16 protein-coding genes are annotated in these 14,733 nt (G+C 71.8%); 10 read left to right on the forward strand and 6 right to left on the reverse strand.

The features are described from left to right. Nucleotides 1–12: 12 nt before the first annotated feature. The gene (locus AB0K67_RS04470) at nt 13–1,587 is read left to right on the forward strand and encodes an SRPBCC family protein (RefSeq protein ID WP_364052717.1); all 1,575 of its coding nucleotides are present in this window, start codon (nt 13–15) and stop codon (nt 1,585–1,587) included. Nucleotides 1,588–1,782: 195 nt separating this feature from the next. Here AB0K67_RS04470 and AB0K67_RS04475 read toward each other — a convergent pair whose 3' ends face one another. Both AB0K67_RS04475 and AB0K67_RS04480 read right to left on the reverse strand, forming a co-directional pair. Continuing rightward, on the reverse strand, nt 1,783–2,211 hold the full coding sequence (locus AB0K67_RS04475) for a glutaredoxin domain-containing protein (protein WP_364052720.1): 429 nt from the start codon (nt 2,209–2,211) through the stop codon (nt 1,783–1,785). 229 nt (nt 2,212–2,440) lie between these two features. Further along, nucleotides 2,441–2,839: a hypothetical protein gene (locus AB0K67_RS04480; protein ID WP_364052723.1), complete on the reverse strand. Its 399-nt coding sequence runs from the start codon at nt 2,837–2,839 to the stop codon at nt 2,441–2,443. Between the two features lie 194 nt (nt 2,840–3,033). Between AB0K67_RS04480 and AB0K67_RS04485 the strand changes: the two genes are divergently transcribed. The 4 genes from AB0K67_RS04485 to AB0K67_RS04500 all read left to right on the forward strand — a co-directional run bounded on the left by AB0K67_RS04485 (nt 3,034) and on the right by AB0K67_RS04500 (nt 5,472). Next, on the forward strand, nt 3,034–3,372 hold the full coding sequence (locus tag AB0K67_RS04485) for a hypothetical protein (RefSeq protein ID WP_364052726.1): 339 nt from the start codon (nt 3,034–3,036) through the stop codon (nt 3,370–3,372). Between the two features lie 86 nt (nt 3,373–3,458). After that, entirely contained in the window at nt 3,459–4,415 is a 957-nt protein-coding gene (locus AB0K67_RS04490) for an NAD-dependent epimerase/dehydratase family protein (protein WP_364052729.1), read from the forward strand. A 93-nt stretch (nt 4,416–4,508) separates the two neighbouring features. Beyond that, the gene (locus AB0K67_RS04495; RefSeq protein ID WP_364052732.1) at nt 4,509–5,003 is read left to right on the forward strand and encodes a cupin; all 495 of its coding nucleotides are present in this window, start codon (nt 4,509–4,511) and stop codon (nt 5,001–5,003) included. A 49-nt stretch (nt 5,004–5,052) separates the two neighbouring features. Continuing rightward, nucleotides 5,053–5,472, forward strand: a complete 420-nt coding sequence (locus AB0K67_RS04500; RefSeq protein ID WP_364052735.1) for a nuclear transport factor 2 family protein — start codon at nt 5,053–5,055, stop codon at nt 5,470–5,472. Nucleotides 5,473–5,535: 63 nt separating this feature from the next. Here AB0K67_RS04500 and AB0K67_RS04505 read toward each other — a convergent pair whose 3' ends face one another. The 3 genes from AB0K67_RS04505 to AB0K67_RS04515 all read right to left on the reverse strand — a co-directional run bounded on the left by AB0K67_RS04505 (nt 5,536) and on the right by AB0K67_RS04515 (nt 7,610). Next, complete coding sequence (locus tag AB0K67_RS04505) at nt 5,536–5,889, reverse strand: MarR family transcriptional regulator (protein WP_364052738.1); 354 nt, start codon at nt 5,887–5,889, stop codon at nt 5,536–5,538. A 9-nt stretch (nt 5,890–5,898) separates the two neighbouring features. Beyond that, the gene (locus tag AB0K67_RS04510) at nt 5,899–6,528 is read right to left on the reverse strand and encodes an isochorismatase family cysteine hydrolase (protein ID WP_364052741.1); all 630 of its coding nucleotides are present in this window, start codon (nt 6,526–6,528) and stop codon (nt 5,899–5,901) included. A 140-nt stretch (nt 6,529–6,668) separates the two neighbouring features. After that, nucleotides 6,669–7,610, reverse strand: coding sequence for an aldo/keto reductase (locus AB0K67_RS04515; RefSeq protein WP_364052744.1), 942 nt, complete (start codon nt 7,608–7,610; stop codon nt 6,669–6,671). A gap of 89 nt (nt 7,611–7,699) precedes the next feature. Here AB0K67_RS04515 and AB0K67_RS04520 point away from each other — a divergent pair, with 89 nt between their 5' ends. Next, nucleotides 7,700–8,287: a TetR/AcrR family transcriptional regulator gene (locus AB0K67_RS04520; protein ID WP_364052747.1), complete on the forward strand. Its 588-nt coding sequence runs from the start codon at nt 7,700–7,702 to the stop codon at nt 8,285–8,287. Between the two features lie 156 nt (nt 8,288–8,443). Here the strand turns inward: AB0K67_RS04520 and AB0K67_RS04525 are convergent, their stop codons facing one another. After that, nucleotides 8,444–10,624, reverse strand: a complete 2,181-nt coding sequence (locus tag AB0K67_RS04525) for a glycogen debranching N-terminal domain-containing protein (protein ID WP_364052750.1) — start codon at nt 10,622–10,624, stop codon at nt 8,444–8,446. An 88-nt stretch (nt 10,625–10,712) separates the two neighbouring features. Between AB0K67_RS04525 and AB0K67_RS04530 the strand changes: the two genes are divergently transcribed. Genes AB0K67_RS04530 through AB0K67_RS04545 form a run of 4 tightly spaced genes read left to right on the forward strand, consistent with a single transcriptional unit; the run spans nt 10,713 to nt 14,689 of the window. After that, nucleotides 10,713–11,678, forward strand: a complete 966-nt coding sequence (locus tag AB0K67_RS04530) for a LacI family DNA-binding transcriptional regulator (RefSeq protein ID WP_364052753.1) — start codon at nt 10,713–10,715, stop codon at nt 11,676–11,678. Next, complete coding sequence (locus tag AB0K67_RS04535) at nt 11,675–12,898, forward strand: extracellular solute-binding protein (RefSeq protein ID WP_364052756.1); 1,224 nt, start codon at nt 11,675–11,677, stop codon at nt 12,896–12,898. Before AB0K67_RS04530 ends, AB0K67_RS04535 begins: the two co-directional genes overlap by 4 nt. A 4-nt stretch (nt 12,899–12,902) precedes the next feature. Continuing rightward, a complete protein-coding gene (locus AB0K67_RS04540) occupies nt 12,903–13,886 on the forward strand; it encodes a sugar ABC transporter permease (RefSeq protein ID WP_364052759.1) in 984 nt (327 codons plus the stop codon). Then, nucleotides 13,883–14,689, forward strand: coding sequence for a carbohydrate ABC transporter permease (locus AB0K67_RS04545; RefSeq protein WP_364052762.1), 807 nt, complete (start codon nt 13,883–13,885; stop codon nt 14,687–14,689). Before AB0K67_RS04540 ends, AB0K67_RS04545 begins: the two co-directional genes overlap by 4 nt. Nucleotides 14,690–14,733 lie beyond the last annotated feature (44 nt).

Raw genomic sequence — 14,733 nt, forward strand, 5'->3', positions numbered from 1 at the left:
ACAGTACGGCGGTTGACGCGTACGGCAGGTAAGGCCGCGGGCGCGGGCAAGCGTGCGGTCAGCGGGCTCGGCAAGGCCGCCGGTGCGGCGAAGCAAGGCACGACGGGCAAGGCCGCGAGCGCCGCCAAGGAAGGCACGGAGAAGACGTCGGCCGCAGGCAAGGTCACGCGGACGGCGACCGGCACGGCCACTCGGGCCGCCGGTACGGCGAAGGGCGCCACGAAGGGCCCGGTGAAGGGCGCCGCAGATGCGGCCAAGCAGGCGACGGGCGCCGCCGCCGGCGCCGCTGAGCAGGCCACCGACACCGCCAAGGGCGCCACCGGCGCGGCCGAAGGCGCGACGGACACCGCCAAAGGCGCGACCGAAGGCGTCACCGACACCGCCAAAGGTGCGGCTGAAGGCGTCACGGACACCGCCAAGGGCGCTACCGGCGCGGCCGGAAAGGTCGCGGGAGCCGCCAAGGGCGTGACGGGCGCCGCCAAGGGTGTCACCGGCGCCGCCAAGGGAGCCGCGGGCACGGCGGCGGGAGCGGTCAAGGGCGTCGGCAAGGACTTCCTCGCCGCGCTGCCGACCGAGCGGCTCGCCGACGAGGCGAAGAACCTCATGCACGCCGCGCTGAACCGCGCGGTATCCAAGGCGGGCGACAAGCTCGAGGGCCTCACCGGCCGCCTCACCGACTACGCCGAGCACGGCGGCAAGGGCCTGCTGAGCGCGGTGACCGGCAAGGGCGGCTCGGGTTCAGACGACGGAGGCGGCTCGGGCAGCGTCCTGGGCGGAGTGCTGAAGGGCGGTGTCAAGGGCGGGCTGCAGAGCATCATGCAGAAGATCACCGGAGGCGGCAAAGGCGGTAAGGGCGGCTTCGAGAAGGTCACCAACATCGTCGAGACGATCGACATCGGTGCGCCCCGCCGCCTGGTGTACGACCAGTGGACGCAGTTCCAGGACTTCCCGTCGTTCATGAAGAAAGTGGAGAACGTCAAGCAGGAGTCCGACGAGAAGCTCACCTGGAAGGCGCAGGTCTTCTGGTCGCACCGGAGCTGGACGGCGAGCATCGTCGAGCAGATCCCCGACCAGCGGATCATCTGGCGGTCCGAGGGGCCGAAGGGTCATGTGGACGGCGCGGTGACGTTCCACGAGCTGAGCGACGACCTGACGCGGGTACTGGTGGTGCTGGAGTACCACCCGCAGGGGCTGTTCGAACGGACCGGCAATCTGTGGCGGGCGCAGGGCCGCCGCGTACGGCTCGAGCTCAAGCACTTCCGCCGCCACGTCAATGCGCACCTGCTGCTGCACCCGGAGGACGTCGGCGAGGGCTGGCGCGGCGAGATCCGCGACGGCGAGGTGGTCAAGGACCACGAGACGGCGATGGAAGAGGAACGCGCGGCTCAGGCCGAGGAAGAGGAAGAAGAGCCAGAAGAGTACGAGGAGGAAGAGGGCGAAGAGCCGGAGGAGGGCGAGGAGCCCGCCGAGCAGGAGCCCGGGGAGGAGGCAGAACTGGAAGAGGAGGAAGCGGAAGAGGCCGAAGAGGAGCCGGAAGGAGGCGAATACGAGGAGGAAGAAGGCGAAGGCGAGGAGCGAAGCCGCTGAAAGGCGGCCGGACCGATCGGCCCATGACGGGCCCGCGCCTCGCCGCCACACGTGCCCGCCTCCGGCTCAGCGGCCCGGAGGCGGGCACTCCCCTGTTCCGGCACACCTGGCACGTTGAACGCACGCACGCTCGGCGGCACCGGCCGGCGCGGGCAGCACCTCGCCCGGCGGCGGGCTGACCCGTCACTTGAGGACTCAGCCGAGCCGGTCGCGCAGCCACTTCGGGTCGGGGTTGACGTGCGGCTCGCCCGCCAGCACCACGGTCGGGACGGTCTCGTCGCCGCCGGTGATCCCCCGCACCGCCGCCGCGCCCTTCGGGTCGCGCCAGATGTCCACCCAGTACGCCCGCCGGGCGGCGCGGCCGAGCCGGAACCTGAGGCGCATGCAGTACCGGCAGCCCGGACGCCAGTAGACGATCGCCCGCCCGTCGGCCGCGCTGCGCCGCCGCGCCTCCTCAGCGCCGACCGGCCTGGGGAACGCCAGCGGCGAGATCACGAAGCCGAGCGCGGCGTACACCACCAGCATCGCGGCCGCCGCCACGAGACCGCCCCTCGCGGCCGTCCACGCCGCGAGCACCACCCCGATCGCCGCCAGCAGGCCCGGTGCCATCCATCTGCGCCTCACGATCAGGCAAGCTATCGGAACGCCTCTCGCACCTGCGCTCCGGGGCCGTGTCAGCCGATCCTCCGCCGCTTCCAACGGCGTCAGCCGGTCCCCGGCGCCGGCCGATCGCGTCAGCCGCTCCCCGGCGCCGGCCGATCGCGTCAGCCGCTCCCCGGCGCCGGCCGGCCGCGTCGACCGCTCCCCGGCGTCGGCCGGCCGCGTCGACCGCTCCCCGGCGTCTTCGGCCGCGTCAGCCGGAAGACCGGCGCGGGATGCAGGCGAGTTCGGCGAGCGCGTCGTCCACCGACTCCGCCACCTCGATCCCGGCCCGCTCACCGGCGTGCCCATGGCCGGTGATGCCGTCCCCTGGGATCACGATCAGCCGTCCATCGGACACCCTGGCGTGCCGCGCCGCCGATCGCAGGACGTCGCGCCCGTGCTCGTCCACCGCCGCCAGCTCGCGCAGATCGACCACGATCAGCGGCGGGATCCGCGCCACCAGCGCATTGACCAGGTACTGCTGCAGGATCAGGCACGCCACCCCCTCAAGCCGCCCGGTCAGGGACAGCAGGACGACCTCCTCCTGCCTGTCGAGCCGGATGTCGAAGTCCGGAGCGCTCTCGTGGATGCCAGGTTCTGAGGGGTGCATGACAAGGGTCCCAGCGTGGACGTACGAGGAAGATCTGCGCCGACCAGATCACCTATCGCGACCATAACAGTCCTTTGCGTAACGCAACGATCGGACGGCACGGAAAGTGACCGAAAAGCAGCAGAAGCGTAAGCCCGTCCGCCATCGCACTAGTCTGGCTCCAGAGCCGCCGGACTGACGGAGGTGCGCCGCCGATGCGCGAGATCGACCCGCACATCCACGTCGAGCAGAAGGTGCTGCAATCCGGTGCCGCCTTCCGCAACGTGATCGCCTCGACGCTGGGCCGCGTCCCCGACGCGCCGTCCGTGGTGACCTCCGGCTGCGGGCTTCAGGTGCCGTACGCGATGACCTCGCCCCACCCCGAGCGCGTCACCTGCCTGCCGTGCAGGGAGCACGCCCACCGCGAGCACCTCCGCCTCGCCGAGCAGGTCGAACGGCTGAGCGGCATGCCCGGCTCGCCGATCCCGGACGAGCAGACCGCGCAGATGGTGCAGTGGGCCCGCGACCGCGCTCAGCGATTCGCCTCCGGCTAGCGCCCCTCCCATCGAGGCGGCGGTTCGGGTTGCGCTGGGAGTGAAGCGGGCCGGTTCCGCCTGCCTCGATGGGCCAGGATGAGGGCATGCGGACACTTGTTCTGGGTGGCACGAGGTTTCTGTCGAGGGAGATCGCGCGGCAGGCACGCGATCGCGGGCACGAGGTGGTGTGCGCGGCGCGCGGCCAGGCGGGCGACCCGCCGCAGGGGGTGGAGTTCGTCCGCGTCGATCGCGCGCAGGACGGCGGCCTGTCGCCCTTGGACGGCTCGTTCGACCTGGTGATCGACGTCGCCAGGCAGCCGAGCATGGTCCGCAGGGCGGTCGCCGAGCTGGCGGGGCGCGCCGGGCACTGGACGCTGATCTCCTCGTGCAGCGTCTACGCCGAGACCCACGAGGCCAACCAGGTGCTGCACGAGCCGCTCGCGCCGGGCGCCGACGAGAGCGCCCCGGAGAACTACGGGCCGGCGAAGGTGACGTGCGAGCAGATCGCCGGTGACGCGGCGCTGATCGTCCGCGCCGGGCTGATCGTGGGCCCGGAGGACGGGTCCGACCGGTTCACCTATTGGGTGGATCGGCTGGCGCGCGGCGGGCCCGTGCTGGCTCCCGGCTCCCCTGACGACCTGGTGCAGCTCATCGACGTACGCGACGTGGCCGCCTGGACGCTCGACGCCGCCGAGAAGGGGCTCGCCGGGCCGTACGACGTGATGTCCAGCCCGTTCACCAGGGGCGAGATGCTGGCCGGCATCGCCGAGGGGTTGTCGGTGCGGCCCGAGCTGGTCTGGGCCGACCAGGCGTTCCTCACCGAGCACAAGGTGGCGCCGTGGATGGGTCCGCGGTCGCTGCCGCTGTGGCTGCCGCTGCCGGAATACGCCGGTTTCATGGCCCGCGACGTCTCGGCCACGCTGGACGCCGGGCTGCGCATCCGCCCGGTCGCCGACACCGCGCGCGACACGCTCGCCTGGCTGCGCGACTCCGGTCACCAGGTCACCAAATCCGGCCTCACCGCCGAGGAGGAGGCCGAGCTGCTCCGCCTCCTCACCTGATCCCCGGGCGCGCGCCGATCGGTGCGTCATGCCCGGGACATCCCCGACGCTTGGCGGGCGATCTCGGTGCCGGGAATCGTCAGGATGGCGGGCATGAACGGAGAACTGGAGGCGCTCGTCCCGCTGATCCCCCGACATGACGTGAGCGGCTCGAGGCCGATCGACCTCCTCGCGTCCGAGATCCACCTGGGCCGGGACGGCGAGATCCGCGCGGGCAGGAGAGGCGCGGGCGGCGACCGGGACGGCTGGCGGCTGACGGCCTTCCACGCCAAGACCGCCGACGACGTGCACGCCGACCACTGGGAGATGCACCCGGAGGCCGACGAGATCGTCTCCTGCGTGGTCGGCAAGATCCGCCTCTTCCTGCGTCCGGACGGGCGCGGGGAGGAGGTGGTCAGGCTGGGGGCGGGCACCGCCGCCATCGTGCCGCGTGGCCGCTGGCACCGTATCGAGCTGGACATCCCGAGCACGATCCTGGCCGTCACCCTGCCGCACGGCACCCGCCTGGAGCGGCGGACCGGCGCGGAGCGGCCGGACCTGGCGAGGCCGGAGCCGCCCGGCGGGGCGCGTTGCCGCCGCCCGGCATGACCTCCCAGGTAATCGACGGCTTCCGGCCTGAGGTGGAAGCATCGCCGTCATGAGTGAACGCACCCGTGACGTCGTGACCCAGCTGCTGACCAGGATCGCCGAGGGAGACCACGACCGTACGGCGGAACTTTTCGCCGAACCGGTGGACTGGCGGCTCTCCTGGCCTTCCGAGGGGCATCCCGCCGTGCCGTGGATCCGTCCCCGGTCCAGCCGGGCCGAGGTGGCCGAGCATTTCCGGTCGCTGGCCGAGCACCACGTGCCCGAGCTGAACGGCACCTCGATCGAGCGCATCCTGGTGGACGGGCCGCATGCCGTGGTGCTCGGGGTGATCAAGCAGACCGTACGGGGCGGCGGAGTGGCGTACACGTCGCCGTTCGCGCTGCATCTGACGGTCGAGGACGGTCTGATCACCCGCTACCACATCTACGAGGACAGCCTGACCGTCACCCGGGCGCTCACCGCCTCCTGAGCACCGCCGTCATGAGCCGGTGCCTGAGCACCGCCGTCATGAGCCGGCGCCTGAGCACCGCCGTCATGAGCCGACGCGCAACCGCTCCGCCGCCCGCTCGTAGGCGCGCGCGGCCCTGCGGAAGTAGTCGTAGGGCACGTCGAGCTGGTCGTCGGTGCAGCCGGCCAGGATCTCGCCCACCTCGCGCCTGACCGGCGTCATGACCTCGTCGAGCTCGGCGGGCTTGCCGACGGGCTCGACGATGACCTTGCTGCGGTCGTCGGTGGCGGGGCTGCGGCGGACGTATCCGGCCTGCTCCAGCCGGTCGATGAGCCGGGTGGTCGGGCCGGTGGTCAGCCCGGCGCGGGCGCCCGGCTCCCCCGGTCGTTCAGGTTCCAGCCGGCCACCCGGCCCGCCGCCCAGGCGCGGTGAGGCCATCGCGTCCGGTCAGGCCGCCGTCAGGCCGAACGCCTCCACCAGCTCCTCCGTGGTGCGGATGGCGTGGGCGAATGTGGGGCCGTTCAGCTCGTGGGCGGCGTACATCATCTCCGGGCTGAACGCCGCCGTGGCGTCGCGCACCAGCGTGACGTGGTAGCCCAGCTCCATCGCGAACCTGCCGGTCGACTCCAGGCAGGTGTTGGCGAGCACGCCGATCAGCACCACGTGCGTGATGCCGTGCTGCTTGAGCTGGAAGTCCAGGTCGGTGTTGGCGAAGCCGCTCTGCGCCCAGTGCTCGTGGACGACGATGTCGCCGGGCTGCGGCGCGAGGTCAGGGTGGAACTCCCCGCCCCACGTCCCGCGCGCGAACGAGTGCCGCTCCATGATGCCGCGCTGGGTGGGGTTCGGGTGCCGCCAGCTCTCGTAGTCGCCCGGCTCCCAGCGGCGGTGCGGCACGATCAGCAGCCGGGCGCCGATCCCGCGCGCGGCGGCGGTCACCGTACGCAGGTTGTCCACCAGCCCGACCTCGGTGGCGACGGGGGCGAGCCTGGGCCAGAGCTTGCCGCCCTCGGAGATGAAGTCGTTGTACGGGTCGATCAGCAGGACCGCCGTGTGACGGGGATCGTAGAGCCGGGTCACAAGTGTTCCTCCGCCTTCGCGTACAAGGGGGCGGCGCCCGTTCCGCGCCTCCCGTCACGGCTCTACCCCGCAGGCCGGCACGTGCGCGTCCCGCGCGGGTCAGCGCGGCGCCAAACCCCCTTGACCGGAAGCGAAGGCGATCAGCCGAGCAGGATGTTCGTGGACTGCGACGGTACGGCGTCCAGCGCGGCGAGGGTCTCGTCGTCGAACGCGATCTCGCCCGCGGCGACGTTCTCCTCCAGGTGGGCGGCCGACGCGGTGCCGGGGATGAGCAGCACGTTGGGCGCGTGCCGCAGCAGCCAGGCCAGACCGATCTGGGACGGCGTGCGGCCGAGCTTGGCGGCGGCCTCGGTCACCGCCGGCTGCTCCACCACCCTGGGCATGCCGGGGAACGCGCCGCCCAGCGGGAAGTACGGCACCCAGGCGATCCCCTCGGCGGCGCACAGCGCCAGCATCTCCTCGTGGTCGCGCCCGACGAGGCTGTAGGCGTTCTGAACGCAGACGATGCCGGCGGGCAGGGCACGGCGCAGCACGTCGAGCGAGACGGCGCTGAGCCCGATCCCACCGATCTTGCCCTCGTCGCGCAGCGCCGTCATCACCTCGAGCTGGTCGTCCACGTCCACCACCTGGGGGCCGGTGGCGCGGATGCCGGGGCCGACGTCGAGCCTGCGGAGGTTCACGACCGGGATGCGCTCGACGCCGAGGCTCTTGAGGTTGGCCTCGACGCTCGCCCGCAGCTCCCCGGGACGCTGGGCGGGGCGGAGCGGGAACGGGCCGTCCGGGTCGACGACCGCGCCCACCTTGCTGACGACGACCACGCCGTCCTCGGGGCGCAGCGCCTCGCGGATCACGTCGTTGACGAAGCCGTCGCCGTAGAAGTCGGCCGTGTCGACGTGATCGACGCCCAGCTCGACGGCGCGGCGCAGCAGCCGTACGGCGGCGGCGCGGTCGTCGTGCAGCCGCTCGAGCTGCATGGCGCCGTAGCCGACGCGGGAGACGGTAAGGTCGCCGAGCAGGCCGGAGCCGCCGGGACGCGGTGCTCCGGTGGCCGTGACGTCGGAGGAAGAGGTGCCGGAGGACATCAGGAAACACCGTCCTTGAGACAATGACGAGAGAAAGCGGAGGACCCTCCGCCAAGACCGACCCTAGCACTATCGGAGGTGCCTCCGCTTTGGTTGCCCCGGAATCTTCCGAATCTCCGGCCCCCGGGCGGCCCGTTCGCGCGCACGCGCGCCGCAACCGCGAGAACCTGCTCGCCGTCGCCCGCGCGGCCTTCGCCACCGCCGACGGGCCCGTCTCGCTCGAAGGCATCGCCAAGCAGGCCGGCGTCGGCATCGGCACGCTCTACCGCCACTTCCCCACCCGGGAGGCGCTCGTCGAGGCCGTGTACGCCGCCGAGCTCGACGAGGTGACCGGATGCGTACCCGCCCTCCTTGCCGAGCACCCGCCCGAGGTCGCGCTGCGGGCGTGGATGAAGCGTTACGGGGCGTTCGTCTCGACCAAGCGCGCCATGCTCGACACCCTGCGCGCCGGCTGGGCCTCAGGACGGCTCGCCACGCCCACGACCAGGGAACGCATCACCGCCGCCATCGGCACGATCCTGGAGCGCGGTGCCCGCGCGGGCACCCTGCGCGGCGACATCGACCCCGACGACGTCACCGCGATGATCCTGGGCGTCTTCCTGTCCACGGCGGCCGGCGACACCTGGGACCGCATGGACCGCCTCTTCGACCTCCTCATGGACGCCCTCCGGCCCTAGCCGTCCGGGCGGGCATCGCTGCGGGGCGGGGTGGCGGATCGTGCCGCCCAGAGCGAGCGGCGGCCTGGCGCAGGTCGCGCTCCGCGGCGGCGGCCTGGCCGGGCACGCGCATCGCCCAGGCGGCAGGCGCGACGGGGCGGGCGGCCGGGCGGCGGGTCACTCCGTCACGAGGGTGATGCCCTCGGGCAGGCCGGTGACGTGGGCGGTGCCGGACGCGTCCACCGTGACGTCCACCGAGGAGCCCGCCACCCGCAGGCCGCGGACCGACAGGGCACCGAGCGGGGCGGAGGGCAGTGGACGGAGGACCGCCTTGCCTTCCGGGACGTCGGGGTAGAGGCCGGTGGCGGCGTGCAGGATCGCGACGGCGGCCGCGGCCGACCACGCCTGCGGGCGGCAGGCCGCCGGGTACGGCACCGGCCGGCCCAACAGCTCCCGCGAGTCGCCCGCGTGCAGTTCCGGCAGGCGGTAGTCGAACGCCTCGGCGGCGGCGAGCAGCCCCCGGGCGAGGCCGGCGGCCAGATCGGCCGGGCCGGACGGCGCGCCGGCCGCATCCGTCTCGCGGGACGGCGCGCCGGCCACATCAGGCTCGCCGGGCAACGTCCCGACCGCACCAGGCGCGCCGGCCACGTCAGCCCGCCCGGACGGGGCGGCGGTCAGCGCGGTCTCCCTGGACAGGGCGGCGCGGGCGAGGCCGGTGATGACGATCGCCGTGTCGTGGGTCCAGACGGAGCCGCAGTGGTACGACAGCGGGCTGAACCCCGCATCGCCGCTCGACATCGTGCGCAGCCCGAAGCCGCCCGACATGGCCGGGTCGCTCAGCAGGCCGGCGATGCGCAGCTCCTCGTCGGGCGTCAGGATGCCGGTGCCGAGCAGGTGCCCGATGTTGCTGGTGAGCGCGTCGACCGGGCGCTTGTCGCGGTCGAGGGCGAGCGCGGGGCGCCCGCGGTCCGTCCAGAACTTCGCGCGGAACCGTTCGGCCAGCCGGCCGGCGTAGTCGCGCCACCGCTCGGCGCCGGGCCGGCCGAAGGCGTCGAGCAGCGCCGCCCCGGCGGTGGCCGCCTCGTACGCGTACCCCTGGACCTCGACGAGCGCGATGGGCGGCTCGGCGTGCGAGCCGTCGTGGAAGCGGACGGCGTCGCCCGAGTCCTTCCAGCCCTGGTTGGCCAGGCCGCGCCCGCTGGTGTCGATGTACTCGAGGAAGCCGTCGCCGTCGGCGTCGCCGTGGTCGGCGAGCCAGCCGAGCGCCGCCTCCATGGCGGGCAGCAGCGCGGCGACCTCGGATTCGGGCATGCCCCAGCGCCAGGCGTCGTGCAGCAGCGTGATCCAGAGCGGGGTGGCGTCGATGGTGCCGTAGTAGGCGGCGGGCAGGCGGAGCTGGTTCGCTTCGAGCTTGAACTCGTGGCGGCGCAGCTCGTGCATGATCTTGCCGGGCGCCTCGCCCGAGGTGGGGTCGATCTTCGTGCCCTGGCGCCGGGCCAGGACGCGCAGGGTGCCGGCGGCCAGCTCGGTGCCGAGCGGGAGCAGCATGCGGGCGGCCCAGATGCTGTCGCGGCCGAAGAGGGTCAGAAACCAGGGCACTCCGGCGCCCAGGAACGTGTCATCGGGCGCGCCGGTCTCGGTGAGCCGCAGCGACTCGAGGTCGTCGAGCGACTGGCGGGCCAGGCGTACCAGGCGGGCGTCGTCGGCCTCCACCTGCGGCCTGCTCCATTCGAGCGCCTTGGCAGGCGCGGCGACGACCGCCTCGGGGTCCTGGACGGTCACGCCCCACCGTACGGTCACCCGCTCCCCCGGCGGGACGGTGACACGCCACCGCAGCGTCTGCCCGCTGATCTCGGCGTCGGCCCGCACGCTGACCCGGACGTCACCGGACTCCCAGACCAGCCCGCCTGCATCGGACACGGGGGCGAGAGGCGCCGTGTCCCCGCCGGACTTCACCACTTCGATGGGCGCGAGGTCGCAGCCGAGCTCCACCGTGATGGTGCAGGTGACGGGGGCCGAGGCGGTGGAGGCGAGGGTGATCTCCTCGTCCATGCCGCCGGGCGTGACCCGGCGCAGGCGGTCCACTCTGACGGTCGGGTCTGGGACGGGGTCGCCGAGCCAGCGGGCCAGCGCGACGAAGCGCGAGAGCCCCGGCCCCGGCACAGCGTGCGCGACGGCCTCCGGCTCGCGGCCGTCGATCAGCAGCCCGGCCTGGGAGAGCACCCGTGCGTCGGCGTGGAAGAGCCCCTGCACCCCTGCGGGCCTGATCTGGCCGTCCGCACTGCTGAGCGCGGTCGTCGGCGCCATCACGGTGCTGACGAGATCGTGCAACAGCGGTTGCAGCCGGTGGTCGGTCACGTGAGGCCCCCTTGACACTCCGTTAACTTGAACGATCTAATCCTGGCATACATCATTTTGATCGTTCAAACTCACGGAAAGGCGATATATGGCGGCGAAGGTCACGATCGCCGATGTGGCGCGGCTCGCCGGTGTGTCCCGCCAGACGGTGTCGAACGTCCTGAACTCCCCGGAGGTCGTCAAGGAGGAGACCCGGCAGCGCGTGCTCGCCGCGGTGGAGACCCTCGGCTACCGGGTGAGCGCCGCCGCCAGGCAGATGCGGACCGGCCGGTCGCGGCTCCTTGCCGTGCGGATCGAGACGACCGAGGACGGCATGAACGTCTTCGACCGCTGGCTGCACGGCCTCACCGAAGCGGCGGAGAGGTCCGGCTACCGGGTACTGCTCTACACCGCCACCGACGACGAGAACGAGATCGACACCATCGACCGGCTCCGCGGCGAGTTCGAGCCCGACGGTTACGTGCTGACCAGCACCCACCACGACGACCCGCGCACCGCCTGGCTGGCCGAGCGTGACCTGCCGTTCGTCACCTTCGGCCGGCCGTGGGGCGCCACGGACGTCGGCCACCCTTGGGTGGACGTGGACGGCGCGGCCGGCACCGAGGCCGCCACCCGCCACTTCCTCGCCACCGGGCACCGGCGGATCGGCTTCATCGGCTGGGAACCGGGCTCCGGTGTGGGCGACGACCGCCGCGCCGGCTGGTCGAGGGCGCTGTCGGCCGAAGGGCTCGACACCGACCTCGACCTCGCGACGGACGGCACGCTGACCCAGGGCAGGGCGGCCGCGCTCGAGCTGACCGGGCGCGGGGCCACCGCCCTGGTGTGCGTCAGCGACGCCGTGGCGCTCGGCGCCCTGCAGGTCACGCGCGACGTCGTCGGGTTCGACGACACGCCGGTGGCCGCCGCCGTCGGTCTCAGCAGCCTCGGCCAGCCGCTCGCCGAGGTCGCCGCCCGTTGCGTGGAGATGCTGACCGGCCGCCTGTCGGGCCGGCCGACCGAGTCCCACGCGCTGCTCAGTCCCACCTTGGTCATCCGGAAGGACCCTCGATCATGAAGAGATTCGCGATCCCCGCCGCGGCCGCCGTGCTCCTGACCGCCACCGCCTGCGGCAGCGGCTTCGACGACCGGCAGGCCGCGCCGCAGCAGCAGACCAGCGGCCCGGCGGAGCTACAGGTCCTGATGGCCTCGTCCGGCGACGCCGAGACGAACGCGGTCAAGGAGGCGGCCGACGCGTGGGCCAAGGCCACCGGCAACAAGGCCGTGGTCACCCCGGCCCAGGACATCCACCAGCAGCTCGGCCAGGCGCTGGCGGGCAGCAACCCGCCCGACGTGTTCTACGTGGACGCCTCGCGCTTCGCCGACTACGCGAGCGTCGGCGCGCTGGAGCCGTACGCCGACAAGATCTCCGACGTCCAGGACTTCTATCCGAAGCTGCGCGAGACCTACACCTACGACGGCCGCTTCTACTGCGTGCCGAAGGACTTCTCCACGCTCGCCCTGATCGTCAACGACGACCTGTGGAAGAAGAACGGCCTCACCGAGGACGACATCCCCACCACGTGGGAGGAGCTGACCGCCGTCACCAAGAAGATCAAGGACGTGACGCCGCTGACGTTCAGCGACACGCGCGACCGGGTCGGCGCGTTCATGGTGCAGGCGGGCGGCTGGATCACCAGCGCCGACGGCAAGCAGGCCACCGGTGACAGCCCCGAGAACCTTCAGGCGCTGCAGTACGTCAAGGACCTGCTCACCGGCAAGCAGGCCCAGTACGCCAAGGCGCTCGACGCCGAGTGGGGCGGCGAGGCGTTCGGCAAGGGCAAGGCCGCCATGACGATCGAGGGCAACTGGATCAAGGGCGCGATGAAGGCCGACTATCCGGACGTGAAGTTCTCGGTGCACGAGCTGCCCGCCGGGCCGAAGGGCAAGGGCACGCTGTCGTTCAGCAACTGCTGGGGCATCGCCGCCAAGTCCAAGCAGAAGGCCGCGGCCATCAGCTTCGTCGAGGCGATGACGAAGAAGGAGCAGCAGCTCGCCTTCGCCAGGGCGTTCGGCGTGATGCCGTCCAGGGCCTCGGCCAAGGAGGACTACCTCAAGGAGTTCCCGGGCGACGCCGCCTTCGTGGGCGGCGCCGACTACGCCCAGGGCCCGGTGAACGCCCCGAAGATGGACAGCGTCCTGTCCGACTTCGACGCGGGCCTGCAGCAGCTGGCCTCCAAGGACCCGAAGGAGATCCTGGCCAGGCTGCAGAAGAACACCGAAAGCACGCTGGGCTGACGTGATGCGCAGCCGTACCAGGGAGAACCTCGCGGGGTGGCTCTTCGTCGCGCCGGTCGTGGTGATCCTCGGGCTGTTCCTGCTCCTGCCCATCCTGATGGCGCTCTGGGTGAGCCTCACGGGATGGAACGGGCAGGGCAGCCCGTTCCGGGCCGAGGTGCCGTTCGTCGGCGTCGACAACTACGCCCGGCTGTTCACCGAGGACGGGCTGGCCCGCGAAGACTTCATGACGAGCATCCGCAACAACATCTACTACGTCGCCGCGGTCGTGCCGCTGCAGACGGCGCTCGCGCTCTTCCTCGCACTCGTGGTGAACAAGCGCAAGGGATTCTTCCGCACCGCCTTCTACTTCCCGTCGGTGACCAGCTCCGTCGCGATCAGCGTGGTGTTCCTGTTCATCTTCAGCAACTCCGGAGCGGTCAACCAGGTGCTCGGCTTCCTCGGCGTGCAGGGGCCGCAGTGGTTCTCCGACCCGCGCGGCGTGATCCAGCTCCTGATCGGCGATCCGCCCGCGGTGCTCACCGAGCACGGCATGCTCGGCCTGAGCTGGTGGGACTGGCTGTCGGGGCCTAGCGTGGCGATGTGCGCGATCATCATGCTGGTGGTGTGGACGACGTCGGGGACGTTCATGCTGATGTTCCTCGCGGCGCTGCAGAACATCCCGAAGACGCTCGACGAGGCCGCCATGATCGATGGCGCCACCCGGTGGCAGCGGTTCTGGCGGGTGACGCTGCCGATGCTCAAGCCGACCATGTTCCTGGTGCTGACGCTGGGGCTGATCGGCACGTGGCAGGTGTTCGACCAGATCTACGTGATGAGCCAGGGCGATCCGGCCAAGACCACGCTGACGCCGGCGTTCCTGTCGTACCGGACGGCCTTCCGTGACTTCGACTACGGCGTGGGCACGGCGATCTCGTTCGTGCTCTTCTCGATCATCGTGCTGCTGACGCTGTTCCAGCGGTGGGTCATGAGGGAGCGCAAGGCATGAGACGCCTCGTCCTGATCGTCTTCTCGGTCGTCTTCATCTACCCGTTCGTCATCCAGATCGCGAACTCCTTCAAGACCGACCCCGACGCCGCCGCCAACCCGCTGTCGCCCATCCCCCACCCGGCCACGCTGGCGGCGTTCGAGCGGGTGTTCGGCGGCACCGACATGCCGATCTGGCTGGGCAACTCGCTGCTGGTGACCATCGTGGTGACGCTGGGGCGGGTGCTGCTGGACTCGATGGCGGGCTACGCGCTGGCCCGGCTGCGCTTCCGCGGCCGGGCGGGGCTGTTCGCGGCGGTGATCGCGGTGATGGCGGTGCCGGGCGTGGTGCTGTTCATCCCGAAGTTCCTGGTGCTGAACCAGCTCGGCATGTACGACTCGTACCTCGCGCTGATCCTGCCCCTCGTGGCGGACGCGACCGGGGTCTTCATCATGAAGCAGTTCTTCGAGTCGGTGCCGCGCGGCGTCGAGGAGGCGGCCAGGATCGACGGGGCGGGCACGTTCCGGGTCTTCTGGTCGGTGGTGCTGCCGATGTCCCGGCCCGCGCTGATCACCTTGACGATCCTGTCGTTCCAGGGTTCGTGGAACGAGTTCCCGCACACGCTGGTGGCGGTGCAGAACCCGGAGCTGTTCACCCTGCCGCGCGGCCTCGCCGAACTGGTCAGCGGCTCGCTCGGCGGCGGCACCCAGTTCCCGCTCAAGCTGGGCGCCGCGCTCCTGGCCACCGTCCCGGTCGCGGTGATCTTCCTCATCTTCCAGCGCTACTTCGTCCGCGACGCCAACGAGGGCGCGGAGAAGGGCTGACGCCGCGTCGGGCTCGGGTCGCGTCCTCGGCTTCGAACGGCTCC

This window comes from Nonomuraea sp. NPDC052634 (genome assembly GCF_040678535.1).
Lineage (GTDB): Bacteria > Actinomycetota > Actinomycetes > Streptosporangiales > Streptosporangiaceae > Nonomuraea > Nonomuraea fastidiosa.

Bases quoted from the DNA above. Each gene is read 5' to 3' on its own strand.
- AB0K67_RS04480 (WP_364052723.1), bottom strand. From the start codon at position 2,839: ATGCACCCCTCAGAACCTGGCATCCACGAGAGCGCTCCGGACTTCGAC.
- AB0K67_RS04500 (WP_364052735.1), top strand. From the start codon at position 5,053: ATGAGTGAACGCACCCGTGACGTCGTGACCCAGCTGCTGACCAGGATC.
- AB0K67_RS04530 (WP_364052753.1), top strand. From the start codon at position 10,713: ATGGCGGCGAAGGTCACGATCGCCGATGTGGCGCGGCTCGCCGGTGTG.
- AB0K67_RS04490 (WP_364052729.1), top strand. From the start codon at position 3,459: ATGCGGACACTTGTTCTGGGTGGCACGAGGTTTCTGTCGAGGGAGATC.
- AB0K67_RS04540 (WP_364052759.1), top strand. From the start codon at position 12,903: ATGCGCAGCCGTACCAGGGAGAACCTCGCGGGGTGGCTCTTCGTCGCG.
- AB0K67_RS04515 (WP_364052744.1), bottom strand. From the start codon at position 7,610: ATGTCCTCCGGCACCTCTTCCTCCGACGTCACGGCCACCGGAGCACCG.
- AB0K67_RS04495 (WP_364052732.1), top strand. From the start codon at position 4,509: ATGAACGGAGAACTGGAGGCGCTCGTCCCGCTGATCCCCCGACATGAC.
- AB0K67_RS04545 (WP_364052762.1), top strand. From the start codon at position 13,883: ATGAGACGCCTCGTCCTGATCGTCTTCTCGGTCGTCTTCATCTACCCG.
- AB0K67_RS04535 (WP_364052756.1), top strand. From the start codon at position 11,675: ATGAAGAGATTCGCGATCCCCGCCGCGGCCGCCGTGCTCCTGACCGCC.
- AB0K67_RS04485 (WP_364052726.1), top strand. From the start codon at position 3,034: ATGCGCGAGATCGACCCGCACATCCACGTCGAGCAGAAGGTGCTGCAA.
- AB0K67_RS04505 (WP_364052738.1), bottom strand. From the start codon at position 5,889: ATGGCCTCACCGCGCCTGGGCGGCGGGCCGGGTGGCCGGCTGGAACCT.